Annotated in this window: 31 protein-coding genes; 14 read left to right on the top strand and 17 right to left on the bottom strand. The window is 32.6% G+C overall.

Translation table 11 applies throughout. The annotated features are described in order from the left end of the window. Positions 1 to 119: 119 nt before the first annotated feature. From KAOT1_RS01375 to KAOT1_RS01390, 4 genes are all read right to left on the bottom strand, one after another. Entirely contained in the window at positions 120 to 842 is a 723-nt protein-coding gene (locus KAOT1_RS01375; RefSeq protein WP_007092874.1) for a head GIN domain-containing protein, read from the bottom strand. A 174-nt stretch (positions 843 to 1,016) separates the two neighbouring features. Next, entirely contained in the window at positions 1,017 to 2,753 is a 1,737-nt protein-coding gene (locus tag KAOT1_RS01380; RefSeq protein WP_007092875.1) for a PspC domain-containing protein, read from the bottom strand. After that, the gene (locus tag KAOT1_RS01385; protein ID WP_007092876.1) at positions 2,746 to 3,090 is read right to left on the bottom strand and encodes a PadR family transcriptional regulator; all 345 of its coding nucleotides are present in this window, start codon (positions 3,088 to 3,090) and stop codon (positions 2,746 to 2,748) included. The genes KAOT1_RS01380 and KAOT1_RS01385 overlap by 8 nt, the downstream gene beginning before the upstream one ends. Positions 3,091 to 3,240: 150 nt before the next feature. Next, on the bottom strand, positions 3,241 to 3,705 hold the full coding sequence (locus KAOT1_RS01390) for a DUF4870 domain-containing protein (protein ID WP_007092877.1): 465 nt from the start codon (positions 3,703 to 3,705) through the stop codon (positions 3,241 to 3,243). A 242-nt stretch (positions 3,706 to 3,947) separates the two neighbouring features. On the opposite strand from KAOT1_RS01390, the gene KAOT1_RS01395 reads away from it, so the two are divergent. The 4 genes from KAOT1_RS01395 to KAOT1_RS23490 all read left to right on the top strand — a co-directional run bounded on the left by KAOT1_RS01395 (position 3,948) and on the right by KAOT1_RS23490 (position 6,555). After that, the gene (locus KAOT1_RS01395; protein WP_157559968.1) at positions 3,948 to 4,766 is read left to right on the top strand and encodes a hypothetical protein; all 819 of its coding nucleotides are present in this window, start codon (positions 3,948 to 3,950) and stop codon (positions 4,764 to 4,766) included. Between the two features lie 77 nt (positions 4,767 to 4,843). Continuing rightward, the gene (locus tag KAOT1_RS01400; RefSeq protein WP_007092879.1) at positions 4,844 to 5,311 is read left to right on the top strand and encodes a DUF4442 domain-containing protein; all 468 of its coding nucleotides are present in this window, start codon (positions 4,844 to 4,846) and stop codon (positions 5,309 to 5,311) included. 79 nt (positions 5,312 to 5,390) lie between these two features. Then, positions 5,391 to 6,191 carry a TIGR00266 family protein gene (locus tag KAOT1_RS01405; RefSeq protein ID WP_007092880.1) on the top strand — a complete coding sequence of 267 codons (801 nt, stop codon included), beginning with the start codon at positions 5,391 to 5,393 and terminating at the stop codon, positions 6,189 to 6,191. 166 nt (positions 6,192 to 6,357) lie between these two features. Next, positions 6,358 to 6,555 (top strand): hypothetical protein, encoded by a 198-nt coding sequence (locus tag KAOT1_RS23490; RefSeq protein ID WP_007092881.1) that lies wholly within the window; start codon positions 6,358 to 6,360, stop codon positions 6,553 to 6,555. Between the two features lie 207 nt (positions 6,556 to 6,762). Here KAOT1_RS23490 and KAOT1_RS01415 read toward each other — a convergent pair whose 3' ends face one another. Beyond that, positions 6,763 to 7,701: a hydrogen peroxide-inducible genes activator gene (locus KAOT1_RS01415; protein ID WP_007092882.1), complete on the bottom strand. Its 939-nt coding sequence runs from the start codon at positions 7,699 to 7,701 to the stop codon at positions 6,763 to 6,765. A 118-nt stretch (positions 7,702 to 7,819) separates the two neighbouring features. Between KAOT1_RS01415 and KAOT1_RS01420 the strand changes: the two genes are divergently transcribed. Further along, positions 7,820 to 8,293: a Dps family protein gene (locus KAOT1_RS01420; protein WP_007092883.1), complete on the top strand. Its 474-nt coding sequence runs from the start codon at positions 7,820 to 7,822 to the stop codon at positions 8,291 to 8,293. Between the two features lie 146 nt (positions 8,294 to 8,439). Here KAOT1_RS01420 and KAOT1_RS01425 read toward each other — a convergent pair whose 3' ends face one another. Together KAOT1_RS01425 and KAOT1_RS22615 are read right to left on the bottom strand one after the other, a co-directional pair. Beyond that, the gene (locus tag KAOT1_RS01425; RefSeq protein WP_007092884.1) at positions 8,440 to 8,868 is read right to left on the bottom strand and encodes a DUF2141 domain-containing protein; all 429 of its coding nucleotides are present in this window, start codon (positions 8,866 to 8,868) and stop codon (positions 8,440 to 8,442) included. A gap of 298 nt (positions 8,869 to 9,166) precedes the next feature. Then, positions 9,167 to 9,319, bottom strand: coding sequence for a hypothetical protein (locus KAOT1_RS22615; RefSeq protein ID WP_007092885.1), 153 nt, complete (start codon positions 9,317 to 9,319; stop codon positions 9,167 to 9,169). A 621-nt stretch (positions 9,320 to 9,940) separates the two neighbouring features. Here KAOT1_RS22615 and KAOT1_RS01430 point away from each other — a divergent pair. From KAOT1_RS01430 to KAOT1_RS21755, 6 genes are all read left to right on the top strand, one after another. Beyond that, positions 9,941 to 10,429: a VOC family protein gene (locus KAOT1_RS01430; protein WP_007092886.1), complete on the top strand. Its 489-nt coding sequence runs from the start codon at positions 9,941 to 9,943 to the stop codon at positions 10,427 to 10,429. A 39-nt stretch (positions 10,430 to 10,468) separates the two neighbouring features. Then, entirely contained in the window at positions 10,469 to 10,951 is a 483-nt protein-coding gene (locus tag KAOT1_RS01435; protein WP_157559970.1) for a TonB family protein, read from the top strand. A gap of 75 nt (positions 10,952 to 11,026) precedes the next feature. After that, the gene (locus tag KAOT1_RS21750) at positions 11,027 to 11,881 is read left to right on the top strand and encodes a DUF2711 family protein (protein WP_007092888.1); all 855 of its coding nucleotides are present in this window, start codon (positions 11,027 to 11,029) and stop codon (positions 11,879 to 11,881) included. Between the two features lie 23 nt (positions 11,882 to 11,904). Further along, the gene (locus KAOT1_RS01445; RefSeq protein ID WP_007092889.1) at positions 11,905 to 12,144 is read left to right on the top strand and encodes a hypothetical protein; all 240 of its coding nucleotides are present in this window, start codon (positions 11,905 to 11,907) and stop codon (positions 12,142 to 12,144) included. 214 nt (positions 12,145 to 12,358) lie between these two features. Beyond that, positions 12,359 to 14,431, top strand: coding sequence for a prolyl oligopeptidase family serine peptidase (locus tag KAOT1_RS01450; protein ID WP_040559808.1), 2,073 nt, complete (start codon positions 12,359 to 12,361; stop codon positions 14,429 to 14,431). Between the two features lie 80 nt (positions 14,432 to 14,511). Further along, the gene (locus KAOT1_RS21755) at positions 14,512 to 15,051 is read left to right on the top strand and encodes a tetratricopeptide repeat protein (protein WP_007092892.1); all 540 of its coding nucleotides are present in this window, start codon (positions 14,512 to 14,514) and stop codon (positions 15,049 to 15,051) included. An 8-nt stretch (positions 15,052 to 15,059) separates the two neighbouring features. Here KAOT1_RS21755 and KAOT1_RS01460 read toward each other — a convergent pair whose 3' ends face one another. The 6 genes from KAOT1_RS01460 to KAOT1_RS01485 are packed head-to-tail and all read right to left on the bottom strand — an operon-like array spanning position 15,060 to position 21,372. Then, complete coding sequence (locus tag KAOT1_RS01460) at positions 15,060 to 16,403, bottom strand: DUF58 domain-containing protein (RefSeq protein WP_238528671.1); 1,344 nt, start codon at positions 16,401 to 16,403, stop codon at positions 15,060 to 15,062. Between the two features lie 30 nt (positions 16,404 to 16,433). Next, on the bottom strand, positions 16,434 to 17,459 hold the full coding sequence (locus KAOT1_RS01465; protein ID WP_007092894.1) for an AAA family ATPase: 1,026 nt from the start codon (positions 17,457 to 17,459) through the stop codon (positions 16,434 to 16,436). Positions 17,460 to 17,494: 35 nt separating this feature from the next. Next, complete coding sequence (locus tag KAOT1_RS01470) at positions 17,495 to 18,703, bottom strand: DUF4350 domain-containing protein (protein ID WP_007092895.1); 1,209 nt, start codon at positions 18,701 to 18,703, stop codon at positions 17,495 to 17,497. Further along, a complete protein-coding gene (locus KAOT1_RS01475) occupies positions 18,700 to 19,461 on the bottom strand; it encodes a DUF4129 domain-containing protein (protein WP_007092896.1) in 762 nt (253 codons plus the stop codon). Before KAOT1_RS01475 ends, KAOT1_RS01470 begins: the two co-directional genes overlap by 4 nt. Beyond that, on the bottom strand, positions 19,461 to 20,411 hold the full coding sequence (locus tag KAOT1_RS01480) for a hypothetical protein (RefSeq protein WP_007092897.1): 951 nt from the start codon (positions 20,409 to 20,411) through the stop codon (positions 19,461 to 19,463). The genes KAOT1_RS01475 and KAOT1_RS01480 overlap by 1 nt, the downstream gene beginning before the upstream one ends. Further along, a complete protein-coding gene (locus KAOT1_RS01485; RefSeq protein ID WP_040559251.1) occupies positions 20,395 to 21,372 on the bottom strand; it encodes a stage II sporulation protein M in 978 nt (325 codons plus the stop codon). The genes KAOT1_RS01480 and KAOT1_RS01485 overlap by 17 nt, the downstream gene beginning before the upstream one ends. A 24-nt stretch (positions 21,373 to 21,396) precedes the next feature. Here KAOT1_RS01485 and KAOT1_RS01490 point away from each other — a divergent pair, with 24 nt between their 5' ends. After that, on the top strand, positions 21,397 to 22,137 hold the full coding sequence (locus KAOT1_RS01490) for an RDD family protein (RefSeq protein WP_007092899.1): 741 nt from the start codon (positions 21,397 to 21,399) through the stop codon (positions 22,135 to 22,137). Next, a complete protein-coding gene (locus tag KAOT1_RS01495) occupies positions 22,137 to 22,742 on the top strand; it encodes a trimeric intracellular cation channel family protein (RefSeq protein ID WP_007092900.1) in 606 nt (201 codons plus the stop codon). Before KAOT1_RS01490 ends, KAOT1_RS01495 begins: the two co-directional genes overlap by 1 nt. A gap of 51 nt (positions 22,743 to 22,793) precedes the next feature. On the opposite strand, the gene KAOT1_RS01500 is transcribed toward KAOT1_RS01495, so the two are convergent. The 4 genes from KAOT1_RS01500 to KAOT1_RS01510 all read right to left on the bottom strand — a co-directional run bounded on the left by KAOT1_RS01500 (position 22,794) and on the right by KAOT1_RS01510 (position 24,815). Beyond that, positions 22,794 to 23,303, bottom strand: a complete 510-nt coding sequence (locus KAOT1_RS01500) for an outer membrane beta-barrel protein (RefSeq protein ID WP_007092901.1) — start codon at positions 23,301 to 23,303, stop codon at positions 22,794 to 22,796. Further along, a complete protein-coding gene (locus tag KAOT1_RS01505; protein ID WP_007092902.1) occupies positions 23,272 to 23,799 on the bottom strand; it encodes a hypothetical protein in 528 nt (175 codons plus the stop codon). The genes KAOT1_RS01500 and KAOT1_RS01505 overlap by 32 nt, the downstream gene beginning before the upstream one ends. A 63-nt stretch (positions 23,800 to 23,862) precedes the next feature. Next, entirely contained in the window at positions 23,863 to 24,000 is a 138-nt protein-coding gene (locus tag KAOT1_RS22620) for a hypothetical protein (RefSeq protein WP_007092903.1), read from the bottom strand. 104 nt (positions 24,001 to 24,104) lie between these two features. Beyond that, positions 24,105 to 24,815 carry a peptidylprolyl isomerase gene (locus KAOT1_RS01510; RefSeq protein ID WP_007092904.1) on the bottom strand — a complete coding sequence of 237 codons (711 nt, stop codon included), beginning with the start codon at positions 24,813 to 24,815 and terminating at the stop codon, positions 24,105 to 24,107. 2 nt (positions 24,816 to 24,817) lie between these two features. Here KAOT1_RS01510 and KAOT1_RS01515 point away from each other — a divergent pair, with 2 nt between their 5' ends. After that, positions 24,818 to 25,465: an NUDIX hydrolase gene (locus tag KAOT1_RS01515; protein ID WP_007092905.1), complete on the top strand. Its 648-nt coding sequence runs from the start codon at positions 24,818 to 24,820 to the stop codon at positions 25,463 to 25,465. Positions 25,466 to 25,502: the final 37 nt, after the last annotated feature.

The raw sequence follows: 25,502 nt of genomic DNA on the forward strand, positions 1-25,502 counted from the left end.
TTTAAGTATTTGTGAATGAATTTTGAAAATGTGTACATTCTGCGGAAGCGATAAAATTATCAAACTGTTACATTAATACATTAAAACATCATTACACTAAAGCGTCGTTACATTAGAAACTACTTCTTATATACACCGCCAGAAACAGATTTATTTTTCGCAACCGATTCTGGATTTCCGTAATAATGCACGTCTCCACCGCTAGAACTGCTTGCTACTAATTTCTCAGAAACATTTACGGTAACATCTGCACCACTACTTGCCGAAGCATCGCAGTCTTTTACTTCCAATTCTTTTGCCTGAATGTCACTTCCGCTGCTTGCATTTGCTACTAACGAGTTTGCGCTACCAGAAATTTTAATATCTGCACCACTCGATGTCGAACATGTTACGCTTTCTGCTTTCACCTCAATTTTTACATCTGCGCCACTGTTGCTTCGTACTTCTAGCAGATCAGCAACAATAATTTCTGTCGAATAAACATCTGCGCCGCTTGTACTGACAATTTTTTCAATATTCGGAACGCTCACATGTACTTTTTTCGATTTGCAACGACCAATATTTTTTTCGGTGTGAATTCTCAAAGTGCCGTTGTCAATATCCGTAGCAATAAGCGAAATAATATTTTCGTCAGCTTCCACTTCGATAGAAGGTGTTGATGACTGTGTGATGTAAACGTCTAAACCTTCGGAAGCTTTAATTTTAGTAAAAGGTTCGTCGGCGTCTCTTTCTTCCATAACAACATTTCTATTTCCAGCAACGCCAGAACTAAAATTGAAGTCGCAAGAAGTTACAAGTAAGCTAATAATAGCAATGGCAATATAACGTGCTAAAGTAATCATGATAGTAATGTTTTTATTTTTTTTGATTGATGATTTAATTTTAATACTAAAAGCTATTCATGTGCAATCCAACTACTAAAACTATGATGAGTAGTTTTAGTAGTAAAAGGATTGTGAATTGCTCATTTTTTGATTGATTTTGGTTGTTTTTAGTATTGGTTGATGGATGTTTATTTAGTTGTTTGTGTTTGTAGGAACGCTATCACGTTTTACATTCACATTTACATTCTCGTCTTTATTTTTAATATTGATATCTACTTTTTCAGAATTGATTGTGATTTCCTTAGTAGTATCTTTTTCTTTCTTGTTTTTTAGTTTTTTGATAGTACTTTCACAATCCAAACATTTTAAGTCGTTGTCAATAACTAGATAATGATTTTCTTCTTCGCCAGTTCCTAAAATATCACCTGATCCAATTGAATTTCTATGAAAAGGTTTGGTATTTTTATCCGCATAAACGATCGTTCCTTTTGGCAAATACAAGTTGATTTCCACTTTTTGCTGATTGTGTTTATTTTCTGGATCAAACAAGAAATATCCGTCTAACTTTAAAGTATTATTTTCAAAAGTATAATTATAATCAATTTCTTGTGCACGCCTTTTTGCTGCTGTATGATTGATTCCTCCAGCACTTTTATTAATGCGTATTCTACCAGTATCGCTATCAGTTTGTCTTACAATTAATCGTACATCACGTGAAAATAAAATAACATCTCCATTTTCGTCATATTCTACCTCATAATCATCATAATATCGACGCAATGATCTGTTGAAATCTTCATTTCTTACCATTTTTATCTTAATCGTATCGTTGGCAACAATTGCCAATTCTTCTTTTACAGATACAGACGTTTCAATATTGTGATGCAATGCGGCACTTGAAGCTAAAAATCCGATTCCGATACAAGAACCTATCCACAAAACGAATAGTGTAATTTTTGCAGGCATTCCGATGGATTTTGAGTTTTTTACCAAAATCTTCATTCCTAAAATAAATAAGATAACCGCAGGAATTCCGAGTGCAAATAATAACAATAATCCTAAAATCCATCTTGGTGTTTCATTCAACATTCCTAAATCTCGGTAGTAAATAGATTCTTCACCAGATATTAAATCGAAATTAAAGAAGCTTACACCTAGTGCAGACATGATAACGCTGATTAAAATAGAGGCAGCAATGATGATAAAAATTACACCAAAAAACTTAGCGAAAATCTTTAAAAATACGGTCAAAATATTACCGATAGTGTCAAAGAAGGAAGCTGCGCCACTTTTGGCTCTTTGACCAACTCGATCAAAGTTTACATCGTTAAATTTTTCCTGAACATCATCAAGTCCTTCTTTGATCTTTTGCTCAATGTTGCTGATGTTCGCGGGCTTTCCCGCCATGGCAAGTTTTTCACTTGTAGTATTTGCTTTTGGTATAATAATCCATAAAATGATGTATACTAAAATTGGCGATCCAACTCCTGCCAATACGACAATAATTGCTAATAATCGGATCCACAACGCATCAATTCCGAAGTATTGTGCTAAACCTGCGCAGACACCTCCAAGAAATTTATTATCATAATCTCTGTATAATTTTCTATGTGATGAATACGTACGTCTGTGATGCGTTTTTGGTTCGTCTTCAAAAATTACATCATCAACCAAATAATCTTCTGGCTGTCCCATAATTTCGATGACTTCTTGTACTTCTTTCATACTGATAACTTGTCGCTCAGTTTTCATACGTTCTGAGAAAAGTTCGGCAACTCTGGCTTCAATATCAGCGATAATTTCATCTCTACCTTGCGAGTCGGTAAAAGAGCGTTTGATAGCGTTTAAATAACGCTGCAAACTGTTATAGGCTTCTTCATCAATATGAAAAAACATATTTGCTAAATTTATATTGATTGTCTTATTCATTAGTAGTATTTTTTTGGCGTGTTACGAGTGATACGGCATTTTGTAAATTGTCCCAAGTGGTATTTAGTTCTTTTAGGAATAACTTTCCTGTTTCGGTGAGTCCATAGTACTTTCTAGGTGGTCCAGAAGTCGATTCTTCCCAGCGATAACTTAATAAACCGGCATTTTTCAATCTTGTCAATAGCGGATAAATTGTTCCTTCTACGACAAGCATTTTTGCGTCTTTTAGCGTTTCGAGTATTTCTGCTACATATGCATCCTGATCTTTCAAGATGGATAAAATACAATACTCCAATACGCCTTTACGCATTTGTGCTTTTGTGTTTTCTATCTTCATGTTTTCATGTGTCTTTTAATGATTCTGTTCGTTTTTTATTTCGACGATGCTCAATGTGACGCGTCATAGTTTTTTTGATTGATGATTGATGATTGTTGATTTGTGTTACATTGAGCTGTCGAAGTTTTGATTGATGATTGATGATGATATTTATTTAATAAATCTAAAGGTTAATGGATAACGATACTTTTCACCTTCATTCGCTCGCATTGCTGCCACAATGGTGTACGTAATGTTTACTGCAAAAAATAATAAGTGACCAATTCCGACAATGATTGCAATGAATGACAAATTATACGCGTTGAATCCGTCATTAAAATTGATTGAAATATTGTTAAAATGGAAAACATCCCATGTACTAAAGTTTTGAATTTTAAAAATAAAAAAGAGCGGAAAACTTACTAAAGTTGCAATGAGTTTGTAGCAAAACAAACTTAGTTGAAAATTTATAGCTTCTTTACCATGATGATCGATATACTCAGATTCCTTCTTATACATGGTCCATAAAATGAGCGGAACAATAAAATTTCCAAACGGAAAAAAGTATTTGCTAAAGGTTGTAGCGTGTAAAACCATCGCTACATTTTTGTCGTGTTTCGTTAGTGTTGAGTCCATTACCTATTATTTTCTTATACAAATATATGGCTAAAAAAAGGTATTATGCAAAACATAGTACTAAAAATTAACAAATTATTAACATTTTTAAAAATGTGTGTTTTTAAAAAATAATAATCAAAATAATTAGGTAAGTATTTATTTTTTAGTTGTTTATGTTTTTTGAAACTCTTTTAAAGCAGAAGTTTTTCAAAGAAAAGCTAATAGGAAATTATTTTTACCAAATTTATAAATATTGAAAATTGGCATTATATTTACTCATGATGAAATTCAAAAACAGTAATATTCAATTCTTTTTCATACTTATTATATCAATATTAGTATTGGTAAGTTGTATGTCTGAACCTGATAAATATCCTGAATTGCCATTTCTGGAAGATATTGTAGATGACTCAGAAGATTTTACATTTATTATTGATGACGATTATCACAGAATATTTCTAAAAAATGGGTTATTTCTTAATAGGAACAATCAATTTACGATAGAAACTCCAGAAGGAAAAGAGGTATTTCGTATTCGCTTGAATGCGGGAATGACCAGATATATGGATTCTATTGGAAATATTTACTATAATCAATTAAAATACAAAGCGCCAGATTATAAAAAAATAGAACCTATTGTCATGATTGATATTGGTGATTCTGTAGCAGATTATGCAAAAGAAATCTATAAAGAAAATTTAGTAGACAGTATTGAGGAAATGAAGATTCGATATTATGCAAGTAAACTGCGCTCAAAGTATGATTTATTTTTAGATGATGAGGTTATACGATTTAAAAAAGATACGTTGATCCTTTACAACGTAGAAGAATTTTGCAACTTCATAAAAGAGCCAGAACCATTTGAAGAATTTGATGATAGAATACAAATAAAATCACACAGTACAGGTGGACATTTTGGATTGCCTTGTTTTGACCATTTCTACTATTTTACTGTCGGAAAAAATAAAATAAAATTTAAATACCAAGATAAACATGCATTACAATGGAAAAAATATACAATGAATGGTAAAACTTACGTATATAACTTTTTTGGAAAATTATATTTGGTCAACGATTAATTCCGCATAGAAATTCTAAGAAAAGTACGTGTTAATTTTGTATTTTTCGCTAATGAATATAATGAACTTGAATTATAATGGCTAAAAAACTAACTCCATCCAAAATAAACAAATTTGTACTTTTCAAACTTCCATCGGCGTACTTTTCTGGTGTTCGTGTAAAAGAAATCACTGACGAAGCGGCAACTGTTACTGTAAAACATCGCTGGATCAATCAAAATCCTTTTAAATCCTTATACTGGGCAACACAAGGAATGGCTTCCGAGTTGGCAACTGGTGTGTTGGTCATTCAGGAAATAGAAACTTCTGGAGAAAAAATTTCGATGTTAGTCAGATCGCAAAAAGGAACATTTACCAAAAAAGCGACAGGAAGAATTCGGTTTGTCTGTAAAGATGGATTAAAAGTTAAAGCCGCAATACAGAAAGCGATTGAAACTGGTGAAGGTCAAAGTTTATTCTTATTTGCCGAAGGTTTTAACGAAGCTGGTGAACCTGTTTCTAATTTTGAATATGAATGGGGAATTAAACTAAGGAAGAAAAAATAGTGTAACAAAAACACTTTTTTTGCATCTTATAAAAATCAATCAAACCTTCGACTTCGTTCGATGTAAAAAAACTAAAACAATGACAGCACACGAAATTGACTACGAAATTTTCGGCGCAGAAATGCAATATGTCGAAATAGAATTAGATCCGCAAGAAGCCGTTGTGGCAGAAGCTGGAAGCTTTATGATGATGGACGATGGCATTACGATGAATACTATTTTTGGAGATGGATCTAATCAGGAAAAAGGAATTCTTGGAAAATTATTTTCTGCGGGAAAACGAATTTTAACAGGTGAAAGTCTCTTTATGACTTCATTTTTAAATGATAGTTCTTTTGGAGTACGCAAAGTAAGTTTTGCAGCGCCATATCCGGGGAAAATTGTTCCGATAGACTTAACAGATTATCGCGGAAAATTCATCTGTCAAAAAGATGCTTTTTTATGTGCTGCAAAAGGTGTGACCGTAGGAATTGAATTTTCTAAAAAACTAGGTCGTGGTTTATTTGGCGGCGAAGGATTCATTATGCAAAAACTAGAAGGTGACGGAATGGCTTTCGTAAATGCTGGCGGAACGTTGGCAAGAAAACAACTCGCTCCAGGGGAAACATTACGTGTAGATACAGGTTGTATTGTAGGTTTTACACAAGATGTAGATTATGATATTGAATTTGTTGGCGGCATTAAAAATACACTATTTGGCGGTGAAGGAATGTTCTTTGCAACGCTAAAAGGTCCAGGAATTGTGTACATTCAATCATTACCATTCAGTCGTTTGGCAGGAAGAATCGTTGCATCTATTCCGAGAGGTGGAAATAGTAAAGGAGAAGGAAGCATTTTAGGAAGTATTGGTGATTTATTAGATGGAGATAATCGTTTTTAAATCTATTATTTAGACTCAATAAAAATGGTATAATTCTTCTTACATCTGTTAAAGTTTTGTTCAATATGTGTAAACATAAATTTTTTTACTATTTTTATGAAGCTAAATAACATGCTTATACACGAAAACTACTCTTTAAAATTTTAACCTAAATACCTCGTTAAATATGGCAAGAGCGATGTTTGATTACACTAAGACTATACTTAAAAAAGTAAGTTTCGATCCATCACTATTTTGTAAAGAATTACAAAAAGCTTTACAACGATTGCTGCCTCACGAGATAGAAGAATTGAAAATTTGGATCAATTCTCTCGTTACAGCAAATCCACAATTAGATCAATGTTTAATTTATTTAAAACCATAAGAAAAGCCGCGATACGTCGCGGCTTTTTTAGTATGTATGATACCAATTCAACCCTAACATGCAACCTATAAGCTTGTTCATTTGGCCTCTAAGTGCCTTGTGAAAATTTTCCGTAGCTAAGGCTATGCAAACTATTCACAGTGTTCTTAGACACCAAAGCAACTTCGCTTCTAAAGTAGCATCTTAAAGTTAAATTGATATTATTTTTTATTGTTGTATAGGGCTGATAATTTGAACATTATGAAAAGCAATTGCGCCTCTCACAATTCCCATAATTACATTTTTTAATGCTTCAATAATCTGCATTTTCAATTCACTTTTGTGAAATAGCAAACTCACTTCACGTGCTGGACTTGGTTCTGCGAAATGGCGTAAATATTTGCGTTCTTCCTCTTTAATGTCTAAAGTGTGTAAATAGGGAAGAAGCGTCATTCCAAGATCTTCATTCGATAATTTAATCAAGGTTTCAAAACTTCCACTTTCTAATTGAAAATGATCGTCAGCAATGGCTTTTGGCACTTTACACAAGTTAATAACGCCATCTCTAAAGCAATGTCCGTCTTCTAACAATAAAATATCATCAATATCTAAATCGGAAGTTTCGAGTTCTTTTTTGTTATATAAACGGTGATTTTCAGTAGTATAGCCGACGAAAGGTTCATAATATAAAACACGTTCTTTAATTTGATCGTTTCCGAGTGGCGTTGCGGCAATTGCAGCGTCCAAATGACCTTCGTTTAGTCTTTTAATGATTGTTTCTGTGGTTAATTCTTCTATTTTTAAATTTACTTTTGGATATTTTTTTATAAATGTTTTTAAGAACATCGGTAACAATGTGGGCATAATTGTCGGAATGATTCCGAGTTTAAATTCGCCACCAATAAATCCTTTTTGTTGATCTACAATATCTTGCATTCTCCCAGATTCATTGACAATATTACGTGCTTGCTCTACGATTTTTTTGCCAATCTCGGTAAGCTGAATTGGTTTTTTGCTTCGGTCAAAAATCTGAATTTCCAATTCGTCTTCTAACTTCTGAATTTGCATACTAAGTGTTGGCTGCGTTACAAATGATTTTTGTGCGGCTAAGGTAAAGTTTTGGTGTTCGGCTACTGCCAAAACATATTGTAGTTGAGTAATGGTCATGATTGTAATAGCTTTAAGTGATAAAAATATAAAAACTATCGATAAAACTTATAATAAAATACTTTAAATATTAAATAAATTTGCTGTAACAAAATTAATAACATAAATAATATTAAAAATGGCCTTAAATATATTAGGACTTGATGTCCAAAAAACAGAAGATTTGGTAAACGATTTAAATGTTTTATTAGCAAACTTTCAGGTATATTATCAAAATTTACGCGGAATTCACTGGAACATAAAAGGAAAAGGATTTTTTGAGCTACACACTAAGTTTGAAGAATTGTACAACGATTCACAAATAAAAATCGATGAAATCGCAGAGCGTGTGTTAACACTTGGTGGCGAACCTTTACATACGTTTGAAGACTATATTGCCAACGCAAAAGTTCCTGTAGGAAAGCACATTTCTAAAGATGAAAAAGCAGTAGCGTTGATTGTTTCTTCAATTTCAGAATTGTTAAAATTGGAAAGAACGTTACTAGACAAAGCTGGTGACGCGAATGATGAAGGAACAAATGCTATGATGAGCGATTTGATTTCTGAGCAAGAAAAGACTGTTTGGATGATGAATGCTTGGTTGGGGAAGTAGTTTTTTGAGTTATGAGTTATGAGTTGTGAGTAAATCTCGCTAGCTCGATTTTTGACTTCTTAGAAATTATAAAATGCAAAAGCGATCATGTTTAGTGATCGCTTTTTCTAATTTTTGATAGTTAGTAATTAAGGTATAAAATTGGATTAAAGAATGATATTTAAAGTAACATCTTTATCGGCTACCATAAACTTAGAAGGATCAAATTGTGGTGGTCCATAACTCATTGGATTATTAGACATTCCGTAATCTTCTTTTGGCATACCGTTTTCTTCAAAATCCATACGTCCGTTGTCGTTTTCGTCATGAACACAACTAATAGCATACGCTCCTTTTGGAACATTGGTAAACGTAACTTTCACTGTATTACCTTCAATAGTACTTCCTGTTGCTTGGATTGGTTTTTTCTTCATAAACGTATCTTCTGTATGTAAAGCGAACAACATTTTACCTTTGTTGTTTTTGATTTTATCAACGGTAACCGTAATAGTTACACCTTCTTCTGAAGTTGTTGTTTGTGCTGTTGCTGTAAAAAGACCTGTAAAGAAAACTGCGATTAAAAGTAAATTTTTCATAATTGAGATTGTTTTATTGATTAATGATTTATTCTTTTGATAACACTGAGCGGAGCCGAAGTGTTGTTTGATGATTCAAAAGTCCATATAAACCTGAAATCTGCATAAAAAAAGATACCTAACTGTAATTTTTTGAGGATGAATTGTAAAAAAGTTACTAAAAAAAGTTTGAATGTATTTTTGAACCGCATCTAAAATATATTGCAAAAAAAAGCTGTCTGTTAAATATGGTCAAATCTAATTTGGAATTTCTATACTTTACAGACAGCTTTCGCTTACGATGAATTATGTAGAATGTTTAATAAGCGCACATCCAACCGCCAATGCATTTTCCACCAGGACAATCGCTATCATTGTTACAGAATGGCGGATGATTACCTCCAGCAATTGTTTTTTGTGTTGATTTGTCAATCAATTTTGTTCCAGAAAGGTTTGTGATGTTTTTTAACATAATATAGATTGTTTTGTATTAATAATTCAAAACTTAATGTAAATAAATTAGTTGTCAGTTGCTTACGGGAAAGCCTTACAAATTGTAAAGTTAGTTTTTGAACTACTATAACATCAAAACAGCATTGTTTCTTTTTGGTAGTAAGCGTCTTAAAAAATACAGAAGAACAGTTTTCGGGAACTTTCTCAAAAAATGAAGCGTCTATATAAATAGAATGAAGTTTACAACTGTAAAGAATTGATTCGGTTTTTTGTTCACATTTATGATTCAATTCCATTCAGTAATTCCTGTAGACTTAGTTAGTTTAATTGTTTGGGTTAAGAAAACTCAGTTGAAGAACGGAGTTTCATCATGCACTACAAAAAATTCAATTTACCATGAATTTTACCTGATGTGCTGTATGTATTACGGAGAAAAGCGGACTTAATAGGTTCGCTTTTTTGTTTGTACGAAAAATGATAAGGAGTTTTCAGTACCTGATCTTTATGTATTTAAATTTTAAATCTTTTATTTATGATTCTGAATTTCATTTCTGCTAATTAAAAAACGTACAAGCTTACTATTAAGTATATGTTTAGTAACTTAGCTAATAATCAATCAAAGCATAAAAGCCAAAACCGCATGATAAAAGGACTGTATGAAACTCACTTATTTGTAGAAAATCTTGAACGGTCAATTAAATTTTACTCAAAAGTACTTGAGTTAAAACAATGTCGTTATGGCGCAGAACGCAGAACAGCTTTTTTTTGGATAGGGAACGACAAACAATTTATGCTTGGCTTGTGGGAGAAACCAAAAGAGGAAATTGACATTAGACACTTTGCCTTTCAATGCGAACCTGAATGGATTCTAAACGAGTCGGTTGCATTCTTAAAATCACACAATATAACATGTTATAACTTTTTAGAAGATAATCATGAAAAACCAATGGTATTTTGTTGGTTGCCAGCGATATCTATTTACTTCAATGACCCAGACGGACACGAACTCGAATTTATCGGAATATTGCCTGGCACGACCAAATCAAACGATGAAAAACGTGTCGTTTCCTATGATAAATGGCTTCAAATAAAAGATAATCGCAAAAAACTCTTATCAACTAGAATTTAATCATTGATTGCTAAAAACAAAAACAAAAACAAAACAAAAATGAAAAAGCAGTTTATTTACTTCGTTCTTTTACTAGCAATACCGTTTTCTATGCTAAGTCAAACCCATATAGATATTGAGGATGTGGAAGTAGAAGAAGAAGGAAGCTTTGATCCAAAAAAAGCTGTGGTTCCTTTTGCTGTGGTCACGGAAGCACCAAGATTTAGGAAATGTAAAAAAATAACTGGAAAAGAACTCAAAGAATGCTTTGAAAAAACATTGGATGCATACATTTCAAAAACCCTTGTCTATCCCAAAGAATATAAAACAGAAGCCATTGAAACAAAAGTATATGTTATTTTCAATATTGATAGAGAAGGTAAAATTGTTAAAATACGCACCAGATCTAAGCGTAAAGACAAAGAACTGTTTGAAAAAGAAGCCATTCGCGTTATCAGTAATATTCCAAAGTTAAAACCTGCCCGACAGAAAGGAGAAAAAGTAACTGTTAGTTACAGTAAAGTAATTTATTTTTCTTTATGAGTAAATCAATAATGCATACAACTAGGTAATCATGAAAAATCAAATTGTATATATCCAATCTTTATATTCACAGAAATGAATAAAAGTCTTTATCCAGACGAAAAAACACCTTTATTAGCACATTTTTCTGAATATGATAGTGTTTACATAGGTTTAATACCATTCTTTAAGGTTGATAAAAAAGATCATCATACCAATAGTTCTAAAAAAATAATTTCCTTTGAAGAAGCTCAGAAGGAAGATGAAATATTTGAAAACATACAGAATCATTCCAATATGACCATTTATGTGTCTAACGAAGATTATCCAAGTGATGAAGAAATTATTGAAAATGGAAATGTCGTCACTTGGGAAGAAATAATTTCGAATACGAAACTAGAAAATTATAAAGAACTTAATAAAGCGTTGATGACTTCTATTGGTGCGTTTCATAAAAAATTACAACGAAAAGATTTATTGGAATTACTGAACCAATATGCAGAAAAAGAAAATATTTGGAATCCAACCGAAGGTATGTTTGACTATTTTACGAAATCATCAATTTTTAACTTGTTGACAGCCGCAGGAATTACCAAAATTGAAACGGAAGATGAATTCTGTGAAAACAAAAGTACGCTTGATTTAAAAACTTTGAATAAGACTGATTTTTGTGAACAAGTTGATACTAGAGATTATTATATTTACACGAAAAACAAATCAATATTTTTTGCAATTGGTTGGGATTTCTTCTTTTTCTTCATTGCAATAGACGAATCTAAGTTTTCAAAAAAGCTGATTGAAAGTCATTTTGAAGGATTTTGGGCAGATGAAAAAACTACTCATTTGTGGACTTGGGAAGAAGGTGAGATTGACCGAATACTAAATTCGAATAAAACAGCAAATAGCAATAAAAGTACTCTTTGGACAAAGCTGAAAAGATTGTGGTCTTGAAGATACTTGTTTAAAAAAATACTATGAAAAAACTAATCATCATACTGTTGTTTGTAATTCCAGGTTTCTTATGTAGTCAAATAAAAGATGCTATTGGAACTGTGTATTATCAACAAAACAATTCAATTTATACCATTTTTAGCAATCAGAAGAATACTTTAATCGGACAAAAAGGAATTGAATATCGCGAAGGGAAAACAGCATCAAATGTGGCAAAAGTATTTGGCTCATTATATTATCCTGAAGCAATACCATTTATGTGATGTACGCAGATTCTAGCGGAACACTTATTGGACAAAAAGGACTAGATTACCGCGAAGGGAAAACTGTGAATTAAGCGTTTGGTGATTTCTAAAAATTAGATCTTTTGAAATGTGGTAAATGATGTATACATTTCCCGCTTTTTCGTTATTTTTATTAAAATATTTTTTGGGAGTCATTAAAAAAAATGAAAAACAATATACTAAATCAGAAATAATGACAAAAAATACTTTATTTATTATAATTATCTTAACCACACTATTTACAACGCAAGCTCAAGAAGATTCGTATCTATGGTTAGAAGATGTCGACAGCGAAAAATCATTAGCGTTTGTCAATAAACAAAATAAAATAACTGAAGATAAATTAAGTAGCATACCTGAATATCAAGGTATTTATGAAAAATCATTGGAAATATTTAATTCTACAGATGGCATTGTGTATCCTTCAACTTATGGCGAATTTGTATATAATTTTTGGAAGGATGAAAATCACGTCAGAGGAATATGGAGAAGAAGTCCAAAATCAAAATATCTAGAAGGAAATCCAACATGGGAAACGTTATTTGATTTAGATGAGATGTCTAAAACTGATGGTGTAAAATGGGTCTATAATGGCTCGAATGGTTTATATCCAGATTACAATCGATTTATAATTTACCTCTCAAAAGGTGGCAGTGACGCATCTATTAAAAGAGAATTTGATGTGAAGACAAAGACGTTTATAGATGATGGTTTCTATGTTCCAGAATCTAAAGGCGGTGTAAGTTATGTAGATAAGAATACCTTGATTATATCTTCCGATTTTGGTGAAAATACCCTGACTACTTCTGGATATCCAAGACAAGTGAAACTCTGGAAAAGAGGAACGTTATTAAAAGATGCTACACTTCTGTACGAAGGAGAAGTAGATGATATTGGGGTATCTGGATATGTACTTCGAGATAATGAAATGGAGTATAAATGTGTTGTGCGTTACGTTTCTAGAACAGATATTTCTTATATTATATTGGTAGAGAATCAGCAAATAAAATTAGATATTCCAAGTGATACGTATCCTGAAAATCTTATAAACAATCAGTTAATTTTGAGATTGCAATCAGATTGGAATGTTAATAATAAAATTTATAAACAAGGTTCGCTCATCAGTTTAAACTTCACAGAATTACTGAAAGGAAAAAAACAGGTTCAATTAATTATTCAACCAGATGAACTATCAAGTATAGAAGGAGTTTCAAAAACAAAAAATAAACTTCTCGTAAACTTACTTCACAATGTAAACAGTGAATTATTTATATATTCTTATGTGAATAATAAATGGATTGGTAAAAAAGTGAATGCACCTGATTTTGGTAGAATTTCTATTACTGATTTGAGTCTATCATCCGATGAATATTTTTTCACATATAGCAACTTCTTAACTCCAACAACGTTATACATTGCGAATGCGAAAACAAATACGATAAGTCCTTTTAAATCGCTTACACCTTATTTTGATAGTGATAAATACAAAGTCAATCAATTTATGTCAACATCAAAAGATGGAACACAAATACCGTATTTTGTAGTATCATCTAAAGATATGAAAACTGATGGAAGTAATCCTACGTTGCTTTATGCCTATGGCGGTTTTGAAATATCACAACGACCATTTTATTCTGCTACTTTCGGAACGTCGTGGTTAGATAATGGGGGCGTATTTGTACTAGCTAACATTCGTGGAGGTGGCGAATTTGGACCAAAATGGCATCAAGCAGGATTAAAAGAAAAACGACAAAATGTTTTTGATGATTTTTATTCCGTAGCAGAAGATTTAATAACAAAAAAAATTACCTCTCCAAAACATTTAGGTATTATGGGAGGAAGTAATGGTGGATTATTAGTTGGTGTAGCCTTTACGCAAAGACCTGACTTATATAATGCAGTCGTATGCCAAGCTCCATTACTAGACATGCAACGCTATAATAAGTTACTTGCTGGCGCTAGTTGGATTGATGAATATGGAAATCCTGATATTCCAGAAGAATGGGCATATATTAAAAAATATTCTCCGTATCATAACTTAAAAAAGAATGTAGCATATCCTGAAGTATTCTTTTATACTTCAACTCGTGATGACCGTGTGCATCCAGCGCATGCGAGAAAAATGGCAGCAAAAATGATTGATATGGGATATCCAGTCTATTACTACGAAAATATTGAAGGTGGTCATGGCGGTTCGTCAACAAATAAGCAAAGTGCAAAAGCTAATGCAATGCGATTTTCATATTTACTAATGAAATTAAAATAGCGCGCATATTGATTATTACCAATTCTCCCAAACTAACGCAAATTTCCAACTCGTACTCATAAACAAACTAAAAAAATACCTTGAGTTTAAAAGAAAAATTAGATAAAATAAATTCTGAAATCGAAAAGGGACTGAAGTTCAAAGCGACTGATAGGTTGCGAAATTTGATTCAAGAAAATCCAAATGAGCTAGAATTGAGGAACAAACTAGCTGAACTTTATTATGAAAGCGGATTTCTGGATGCTGCAGGAAAATATTGGATTCTTACGGAGCCTACCGATGAACGAATTAAAGAATGTGTAGCTATGTATGAGCAATCAGTAAATTATTCTGGATATCAAATTTTACAGGAACTTGTATTTCGTGGCGATAAATCTAAACTTTCTGAGTTTGCTCAAAAAAAGTTGTCAGAATTGGAGTCCGATAGTAAAAAGAAAGTAGATTACATTCCTAAGTTTAGTGCAAAAAATAATAAAAAAAGATATAAAAAAGGAATTTCAAAATCAACGCTCAAAGAAAAACTAATTACTTCTCTCATTATTGGAATCTTGATATTTTTGGCAATTTGCTCCATTATTGGAGTGATAACTGTAGTAAAAAGTTTCTTTGGAATGTTGTAGATAGAGTATTACACCATCCCACGAGCTTTCATTTCCAAATACTTATTAATCGTGTCAATCGTTAAATTTTCTGGAGTTGTGAGAATAGAGTAGATTCCGTATTTCTTTAATTCGTTGACAATTAAGCGTTTTTCGAAGGAGAATTTTTCAGCAATTACTTTGTCGTATGCTTCCTGAATTGTGGTTGCTTCTTCGTTTATCAATTCGTCTAACTCTGTGTTTTTGAAGAAAATAACGACCAATAAATGACTTTTGGCAATTCCTTTTAAGTAGGGAAGTTGTCGGTTTAAAGCGTCCATTGTTTCAAAATTTGTATACAACAAAATCAGGCTTCGGTGTTTGATATTTCGTTTGATATCTGCGTACAATCTTCCAAAATCTGATTCAAAGAAATCGGTGTCTACATTATAAAGCGATTCTAAAATCATGCTCATTTGCGCACTTCGTTTCTCCGCAACCACCATATTTTCCACTTTCTTGGAAAATGTAAACATTCCAGCTTTGTCTTGCTTTTTCAGAATCACATTACTCATCACCAAGGTTGCATTAATCGCATAATCCAACAAACTCAATTCGTTGAACGGCATTTTCATCACACGACCTTTGTCAATCACAGAATATACAGGTTGTGATTTCTCATCTTGATACTGATTTACCATCAATTGATTGCGTTTGGCAGTCGCTTTCCAATTGATCGTTCGTAAATCGTCGCCCGTTACATATTCCTTAATTTGCTCAAATTCCATAGTATGTCCAATACGACGAATCTTTTTGATTCCGTACATCGTCAAATTGTTACTAATGGCGAGCAATTCGTACTTTTTAAGCTGTAAAAATGCAGGATAAGTTGGCACCATCACTTCATTGTCGAAAAAGAAACGACGCGAAACCAATCCTAAAATAGACATTACATATACATTCAGTTTTCCAAATTTATATTCGCCACGCTCTGTTGGACGCAACATATATTTCAATTCAGAAACGCTCGATGCTTTTATTTTTTTCTCTATAGAAAAGTCACGTACCTGAAACTGTTCAGGGATTTCGTCAATGATTTTGGTGTAAATCGCAAACGTGTAATAATTTTCCAATCGCAAAAAAACTTCATTTTCGTCACCATTTGAGAATTTTTCTGGCGCTTGCCTTTTGGCAACAATTCCTGTTCTGGTCAGATATAAAATGATAATATCTAGAAAGGTAAATGTTAAGAAAATTAGCAATAATAATTTCGATACGTAAAAGAATCTTGGAAAAATAAAGCTCACAATAAAGCATACAATAATAGCCAAACACACGTAAAAGAAACGGTTTTGGAGATATAATGATTTAAAAAAGCTTTTAACTAATTGCACGAGCTTGCTGTTTTTTAAAAACAATACTATTTATCGAGGAATCTCAATAGTTTGTATGATTTGATTGATAATTTGTTTTGAAGTGACACCTTCCATTTCACGTTCAGGCGTTACAATAATACGGTGTTGCAATACTGGTACTGCTACTTGTTTAATATCTTCTGGCGTTACAAAATCGCGTCCGTTCATCGCGGCATAGGCTTTAGAAGCTTTTAAAATGGCGATAGAAGCTCTTGGAGAAGCACCAATGTATAAAAATTGATTGCTACGCGTATTGATAATAATTTGTGCAATGTAACGTAGCAAATGCGGTTCTACAATAATGTCATTTACCAAGTTTTGATACTTTGTAATTTGCTCTTTACTTAAAAACGAATTGATTTTATCAACTTTTTTCGTTTCTTTCAAATCGTGCTCACGCGCAATGATTTCTACTTCTTCATCAAGATTCGGATAGTCAACATTTATTTTGAATAAAAAACGATCCAATTGTGCTTCAGGCAAACGGTAGGTTCCTTCTTGCTCAATTGGGTTTTGTGTTGCTAAAACCATAAAAGGCGCATCTAACGAATACTTTGTACCGTCCATAGTAATTTGGCGTTCTTCCATTACTTCAAACAAAGCAGCTTGTGTTTTTGCTGGCGCACGATTGATCTCATCAATCAACAACATGTTGGTAAATACAGGTCCTTTTTTAAATTCAAATTCTGTCTTTTTCATGTCAAAAATAGACGTTCCTAGAATATCACTTGGCATTAAATCTGGTGTAAACTGAATACGCCCAAAATCAACTTTTAGTGACTTGGCAAGTAACTTTGCGGTAATGGTTTTTGCAACTCCTGGAACACCTTCTATCAGTACATGTCCTTTGGCAAGTAATGCCGTAATCAACATGTCAATCATGCCTTGCTGTCCTACAATTACTTTAGAGAGTTCTTGTCTTATTTTATGAATTCCTTCTTGCAATTCGGTCAGATCAATTCTGTTTGTGAATGACAATGGATCTTCATAATTTTTATGTGCATCTTGTTCGTTAGTTTCTCCTGTAAAGTCCATATGTTGAATTTAATGAGTTGTAATTTAATGTTTTGTTATTTCTTTTTATGAAAATTTTCGATCGCTTTAGTAATTCTTAAAACATCATTTTCAAATAAATATACTTTTGCTCTTAGTGTGTTGATTAACTGTACTAAATGTTCAATTTCCTCTTGAGATTTTCCTGATTTTTGTCGCAATCGCGTGCTAAATTTTTCATCTAAAACTTGCGTGTCCATCAAATATTCGGTGCGTAAATGTTCTAAGAAATAGGTGATTTTTTTGTGTACTACATTTTGATGATCTCTAGTTTCATAAAACAGATTTCCGATGGTTTTGGTAAAATCGACAGTAGTATTTTCTAGCGGATTGACAATTTTTACAATGCGCTGTTTTCGTTTTACATTAAACAACACAAAAACGACTAAAAAGATCAGTCCTAAATACCAAGCCCAACGCAACTGATCGTGTTCTAAGATAAATCGTAATGGTGAACGACTTGTATCGTCACTGTAGCGTGTTTTGTTGGGTGAATCGAAAAAGATATCTTTCTCAGGAATGTATCCTAAAACACCTTCAGAGTATTTAAAATGATCGTTTTTTAATAGATGAAAGTTTGTAAATGCTACAGGTTGCGTGTGCAATAAAAATGCGCCATTTCCATGTGGAATTTTGATAAAATTGGTAAAAGTAACATCATTTTCAAATTTTTGATAACCCAATACTTCCGTAGTTAAAGTATCAATCTCAGAAAAATATACATTTTTAATATCTCTTTCGTATGAAATTTCGTTGTTAGCTAAGTTTTCATTTGCAAATGAAAGTGTTGCTTTGGTAGAAACTTTAAAATCGTATTTTGTTGAAAAATTTAAAGAATCCTTCAAATAGCGCGGCATTTTATAGGAAGAAATAAATACCAAATTTCCAGCATCTGTAAAATCGAGAAGCTCGTTTATAGAAGATTCATCAGTGTAAAACTCAGAATTGATACTTACATACGTTCCTTCAATATCATACGTATATGTGGACCAATCGTACTGCGCATTGAAAAATTCATACGGCGTACGATAAATATTTCGAACTTCATTTTCATCATAAACATTGCTTAGTTCTTTATGAAATATACGCAAGTCATACGGATTTGTATCTTTCTCGTTATAGGTTTCACGCCAATCAATAGGTATTGGTTTAGATAATTCGTAATACATTGCCGCAAAGATAATGGCAACTAAAATTCCGATGTATATTTTTAGTCTTTTACTCATGCCGCATTGTTTTTAAGGATGAGATTAAAAGAGTGTGCTGCTTGCTCGTATTGTTCTTTGTCAATCATAAATTCGCCATACCAAACGTAGTTGTACAAGTACGAAGTATATTGAAATTGTTCTCGCATGCTATCATTTTTGATTTCGTAGGTATACTCAAGATTTGTTTTTTCTGGATCATACGAAATGATTTCTGCAGCACTTAGTTTTTTCAACATATCTAAATATTGATAACGAACTGCCAATCGGTAATCATTATTGGCAATAGCTTCCGAGATTAATTTTTTGAAGTTGACAATATGAATGTTCGTTTCTACATCTTCGTGATTTACAATTTTCTTGTCGGAACGTTTTCCAAAAACCCAACGACCTTCACCATTCATAATAGCGCGTACAATAAAGAATACCACAACGATAATGATGAGTACATATACCAAATTGGTCATTTCGCCTAAAAAGTTGGAAGCGCTTTGGCGCGAATCTAAATCAAACCAATCTTGTACAGTTTCTTCGAGCCAATTGATGAATCGTGAAAACCAACCATCAGATTTTTCTTGTTCGTACACGTATTCACTAGCGTTGTAACGATCTTTAAAATCGTCGTCAAATTCTTTTGGTTGTATGTTAGAAGTATCTTCCTGTGCCGTTTGTTGTGGTGTTAACGTAGTTGCATGTGCAATGGTTCCCGAAAGGAATATCGAAGCAAAAGTTCCTATGACGAGGAAGTTAATAAATATGTGTTTGATGTATGTTGGCATTAATTTGAATCTGAACCTATTTCGTCAATAGTACTTATGGTGTTTATGTTTTCTCTTTCGTCTTTTAAACCATAGTAAATAATTCCATGATTTATTTGTATGATAGCGGAAATTAGCAAATTGAAAAAGTAGGTTAGAATTTTAATCGTAAAGATAACAATAAATAGGAATGACCATTTTTCAAGATCGTTAATTGTACCTGCATCTTCTAGCGTTGCGAGTCCATTTACAAGTTTAATGATAAATTCTAAAATAGGCAATGCAGATTGAAATATTGATGCTAAAATAAAAAAGATACCAATAGCACCAAGTACAGGCATAAACTTTTCAAAACAAAGTTTCCAGCTGTAATTGTAACATTCAAAAACTCCTTTGTCAGATTTGAGGTATTCCATTAATGCAGATTGGTAGTAAAATATCAACAACCCGATAGGAAATACTAAAAAGAATGCACCAATGATGGTGATTGCCATAATAATACAAACAATAGAGACCACAGGAATTGCAATGAGTGAAACTACAATGGAAGCTAAAAAGTATTTAAATAACTTTCCAAGGTTGGCACGTAATTCTTCAAAAATTTCTTTTGAGCCAAAGTCTGCACCGCGATGCTTTTCATATAATTTAAAGTATATAGGAACAAACGCATAATTCAACATACTTACCACAATACCAACAATGGTAAACAGTGAAAATGCAGTAAGAACGGTTTCAATATTTTCGTCAACATAATTTAAAATGGCATCAAAATTATTTTTTTCGCGAACAGCTTCGAGAATAAAACCTTCATACCAACTGTAAAATAAGTACATGAGCACGACAAGAATCAAGATGAAAATACCGTTTACCGTCAAGTAATTTTTAAAAAAGTGCTTTCCGTGCATTTTCAAAAAACCAAAGGTATCTTTAAAGTATAATCCGAAATCTCTAGATTTATAGAGTTGAAACATGTGTTTTTAATTTTCTGTGAACAATATGTGGATATATAAGATAGTAGAATGATATCATACTCAGCGTAATTAAGATGATTCCTACCGAAAGCCAATTCGGCATAATATTGGAATATCGTGTAACGAATCCTTCCAAAAAGCCAGCAGCAAAGGTAAAAGGAAACGTGCTGATGAGTATTTTAATTCCGTTTTTGAGTCCCATTTTAAAGGAAGCCATTCGTGAGTAGGTTTTAGGAAATAGAATACTTGCACCAAGCAACAATCCGGCTGCACCTTCTATGACGATGGCAAATATTTCCATAGCGCCATGGATCCAAATTCCGCGAACACTTTCCCACAACACACCTTGGTCATGAAAAAAGTACTGAAATGCACCAACCATAATTCCGTTGTGCATAAGTATATAACCAGTTCCAAAACCTCCAAAAACGCCATAAATAAAGGAAAGCAAACCAACATATAAGTTGTTGAGCGTGATTCCTATAAAGCTTCCCCAATTGCTTCCACTTTTATAAATTGCTACAGGATCGCCTTTTTCAATATTTTCAAGTGTTGTATTTACATAACCATCACCGAGAATTAAACGAACAAAAGAATCATCATACGCAGCAGAAACGGCCCCGATAGTCACAAAAAGTCCAAAAATTAAAAAAGAATACAAAACATAACGTCGAAATTGGTACACAATCAATGGAACTTCCGTTTTCCAAAAAGAAATAAAACGATTTGTTTTTTCTCTTTTGGTGCGATAAATACGTTGAAAAGCGGCAGAAGCAAGCTGATTTAAATAGCTAATAGTTTTACTCTTAGGGTAATACGTTTGTGCGTACGCCAAATCATTCATTAGATGAATGTACAAAGACGAAAGCTCATCGGGATTTTTAAACTGATTATTATAAATGGTTTTTTCAAAGTTTAACCATTTTTCTTTATTTTGCTTGATAAATGCAACTTCTCTCATAGATACGCTAAAATAAAACATAAAATGTCAGAGATACAAATTAATACTACTCAAAATGTAAATATCAATTTTACATTAGCATCTGTTGGAGAACGTGTCGTAGCTCATATTATCGATTTAATCATAAAGTTTGCCTACGGAATGATCGTTATTTGGATTTTTAGATCGATGTTTGACAACACAAATTGGATGCGCGATTTAGACGATTGGTCGCTGATTTCAATTTATATAATATTATTATTTCCTGCATTTGTGTACACGTTAGTGCTAGAGTCGCTCTTTGAAGGACAAACGCTCGGAAAAAAAGTAATGAAAATTAGAGTTGTAAAAATTGATGGATATCAAGCTTCTTTTGTAGACTACTTAATTCGCTGGGTTTTTCGAATTGTCGATTTGAATATGTTGAGTGGTTTTATTGCATTAATTTCTGTAATTGTGACCGAAAAAGGACAACGTTTAGGTGATATGACTGCGGGAACTTCCGTAATTTCACTAAAAAATAGAGTGTTAATTTCTCATACAATTCTAGAAGAAATCGGTGATAACTACAAACCTTTGTTTCCTTCTGTTATCAAGCTTTCAGACAATGATATGCGAATTATTAAAGAAACATTTGTCATTGCAAAACGAGCGAGAGATTATGATACGCTCAATAAATTAAGAGCCAAAGTAGAAGAAGTCATAGAAATCCGATCCGATCAAGATACGATTCCTTTTATCGACGTCATCATCAAAGATTATAACTTCTACACACAAAACATGTAATGCTTTTTTACACACTTGATATTATAGGAACGTTTGCTTTTGCCATTTCGGGAGTTTTGGTAGCCATGCAAAAACGAATGGATCTTTTCGGAATCTTCATTATTGCTTTCGTTACTGCTGTTGGTGGCGGAACTTTGCGTGATGTTTTAATTGGAAGAACGCCCGTAGGTTGGATGAACGATTTAAATTACGTGTATGCAATTACGCTTGGAGTAGTTTTCTCTATTATATTTAGAAAAAAACTAAATCGACTGCGAACTTCTTTATTTTTATTTGATACGATTGGTTTGGGCGTATTTACAATTATTGGTGTAGAAGTTGGAATCTCAAAAGAATTACATCCACTTATTTGTATCGCTTTAGGAACAATGAGTGCAAGTTTTGGAGGTGTTATTCGTGATATATTATGTAATGAAATTCCCGTAATATTCAGAAAAGAAATTTATGCTACGGCATGTATTTTTGGAGGAATTGCCTTTTTTGTCTTACAATATTTCAATCTTAAAGAAGACTTGATTTATATTTTTACGGCTGCGATGGTGATTAGTATTCGATTGATTGTGGTAAAATTTAGGTTGAAGCTACCAAATATTTATCAAAAATAAAAAAAGGAACTCATGGATATAAGTTCCTTTTTATAATTAAATAAATCGTTTTTAAAAAATTGTATATCCAAGAGTAATGCCAAACTGACTAAGTTTAACACTTGCTTCGGTAGATCTTTCTACAAGTTCTCTATTTGGAATAAATCTAGCTTCTATTGAATATTTCTCGTAACTATATCCAATACCAAAAGCAGCTCCGGCAGAAGGTCTAAAATCTTCTTCAGGAATTGTAAAATTTCCTCTTGTTTCTGTAGTTAATGGAATATCTACAAGGATTTCCCCACTTAAAAATATTTTTGAAGTATCATTTATAAAGAAATAATGACGAAATCCTACAGGAATCTGAATAGCGCTATATTCTAAAATAAATTTTCGCTCCACATTTAAATCTTGAAAAGAACCTTCTCCTTCGTATGAAGAATAATTTGGCGCAATAAACATTGACCATTTATTCCTATTAAACGGAAAAACATATTCTAATTCTGCCCCAAAAGTAGCAGACCATTCTGATTGTGTTTCAAGTCCATCTCTAAAAAAAAGTTGCCAGTGCCAAATCAGCATCTGCTTTGCTATTATACATTCCAGCTTTAGCTTTTAAATGAAATGTTCCTTTTTTCTTTTTTCTAAACTCAACAACATTTCCACCATGACACTCATTGTATTTTCTGAAAAAGGAAGTCAAATCGCCAGCATTATAATCGACTTTTACAACCGTTTTTTCAGAGATAGTTTCACAAGTAAACTCTGTTAATAATTGTTGTTGGTATCTCTTATTATATAAGATGCTACGTTTTTCGTTTGTGTAGATTTTATACACTAAAGGTGTTAATGTATCACTCTCTTTTTTGTAGTAGAATGCTTTTTTTTCTTCATCAACATAAGCATACAATGAAGCTTTTCCTTCTTGCAAAACGTTTAGCATTAGGGTTTGTTCTTTGTATTCAGGATTTCTTGCATACGATAAATTTCCTAATGTTTGTTCAGAAAGGTCAATTTGAACTGTGTGTTTTTCAAACTTAAATGCATTATCTATCACAACCGTTTTTAGGTTAGTCATTCGCAACACTTTCGTTTCGCCATCAAGTGTAAGTTTATATTCAAATTTTGAAGGGTTATTTTGTCAGCCTTCATTTTTAATGAAACAATCAGTTTTAATGCCATTTTCGGTAATAAAATGACCTTTTTCAAAGTTAATTTGTGCAAAAATTCCAGAAGTTGTTAGTAAGAAAATAAGGAATGCACCAAAGTAGTTTTTCATGTGTTAAATTTTAATTAAAGGGCAAAACTAACTATTTTATATAAAGGTGCAAATAATAATGTATAAGCGTTACATATGTTGTGTAAACGTCGTAAAATGTCTATTTAATCCAACACTTCCACACGACGAATCATAATATTTTTCTTTGGCCATTCGCCCTTGTCTGTTTCTTGATTGGCAATTTCGTCTACAACGTCCATTCCAGCAATTACTTTCCCAAAAGCAGTATATTCTCCATTTAAATGATGTGTTCCTCCTTTTTTCTGAACAATAAAAAACTCGTATGGAGAAGCATATTTATACGCTCTGTCAATATCACCACTTGGCATCGAAATTACGCCTCTATGATGTTTAAACCCTTTTTTTGTATCTGGCGGAAGCAAATATTTCCCAATCTTTTCTCGTTTCTTAGCAACACTCCAACCGTCAGAATTTCCACCTTGAATTACAAAATTTTTCACGACACGATGAAACTGCGTTCCTTCAAAATAATTGCGTTTGGCAAGCATGATAAAATTCGCTCTGTGATAGGGCGTTTCATTATACAACTCCAAGTCTATATTTCCAAAATCAGTGACAATTCGCACTTTACATTCTTTATTCTTTTCTCCATATGCTTTCATATAATCGAGTACATTATTATTGGTGATAAGAACTTCTTTCTCCTTCTTTTTTTCTTCTTTTTTTTCAGCTTTCTCAACAGTTGTCGTCGTTTCCTTTTTTTGAGATTCGTTTGAAGTAGCTGTAGAAGATTTAGTATCTTCACAACCTAAAAAAACGGAGATAGCAATCAGTATATAGCAAATATTTTTCATAAATGAATTTTGATAATTTTAAAAAAATCCTTCCAAAAATAGCAAAAATCCAACTTCCAGGTGTAGCTTCTCAGCTGAAAATGGCTCCTGCAATTCGTGAAAAAGAATTAGAAGCGATGGAAGATCGTATGAAAAATGCTAGAAAATCTGCGGTAATGGCGTTATTTTATCCGAATGTACAACAAGAAACTACGTTGGTGTTAATTCTTCGAAAAACGTATAAAGGTGTGCATTCCAATCAAGTTGGATTCCCTGGAGGACAAGTTGATCCTGAAGATGCAACGATTGAAGCAACTGCTTTACGCGAAACCGAAGAAGAAATTGGTGTATCGCGTAAAAGTATCAACGTAGTTCGCAAAATAACAAGTACATATATTCCGCCGAGTAATTTTACAGTAGTACCTTTTATTGGAATTTTGGAAGCAACACCAACGTTTATTCCGCAACCATCGGAAGTAGAAAAAATTATAGAAGTTTCACTTACTGATTTTTTATCCGATGCTTCCATTATAGAAAGAGAATTGACAACTTCGTACGCAAAAAACATTCAAGTACCAGCGTTTTACCTGAATAATTATGTTGTTTGGGGCGCAACGGCAATGATGCTCAGTGAAGTTAAAGACATCATTTCTAAAGCCATTTCAAATTAGTTTTTGTAAGTTTGTAATTCGTTTAAAATTGAACATA

The sequence above is a fragment of the Kordia algicida OT-1 genome (assembly GCF_000154725.1).
In the GTDB taxonomy this organism is placed as follows: domain Bacteria; phylum Bacteroidota; class Bacteroidia; order Flavobacteriales; family Flavobacteriaceae; genus Kordia; species Kordia algicida.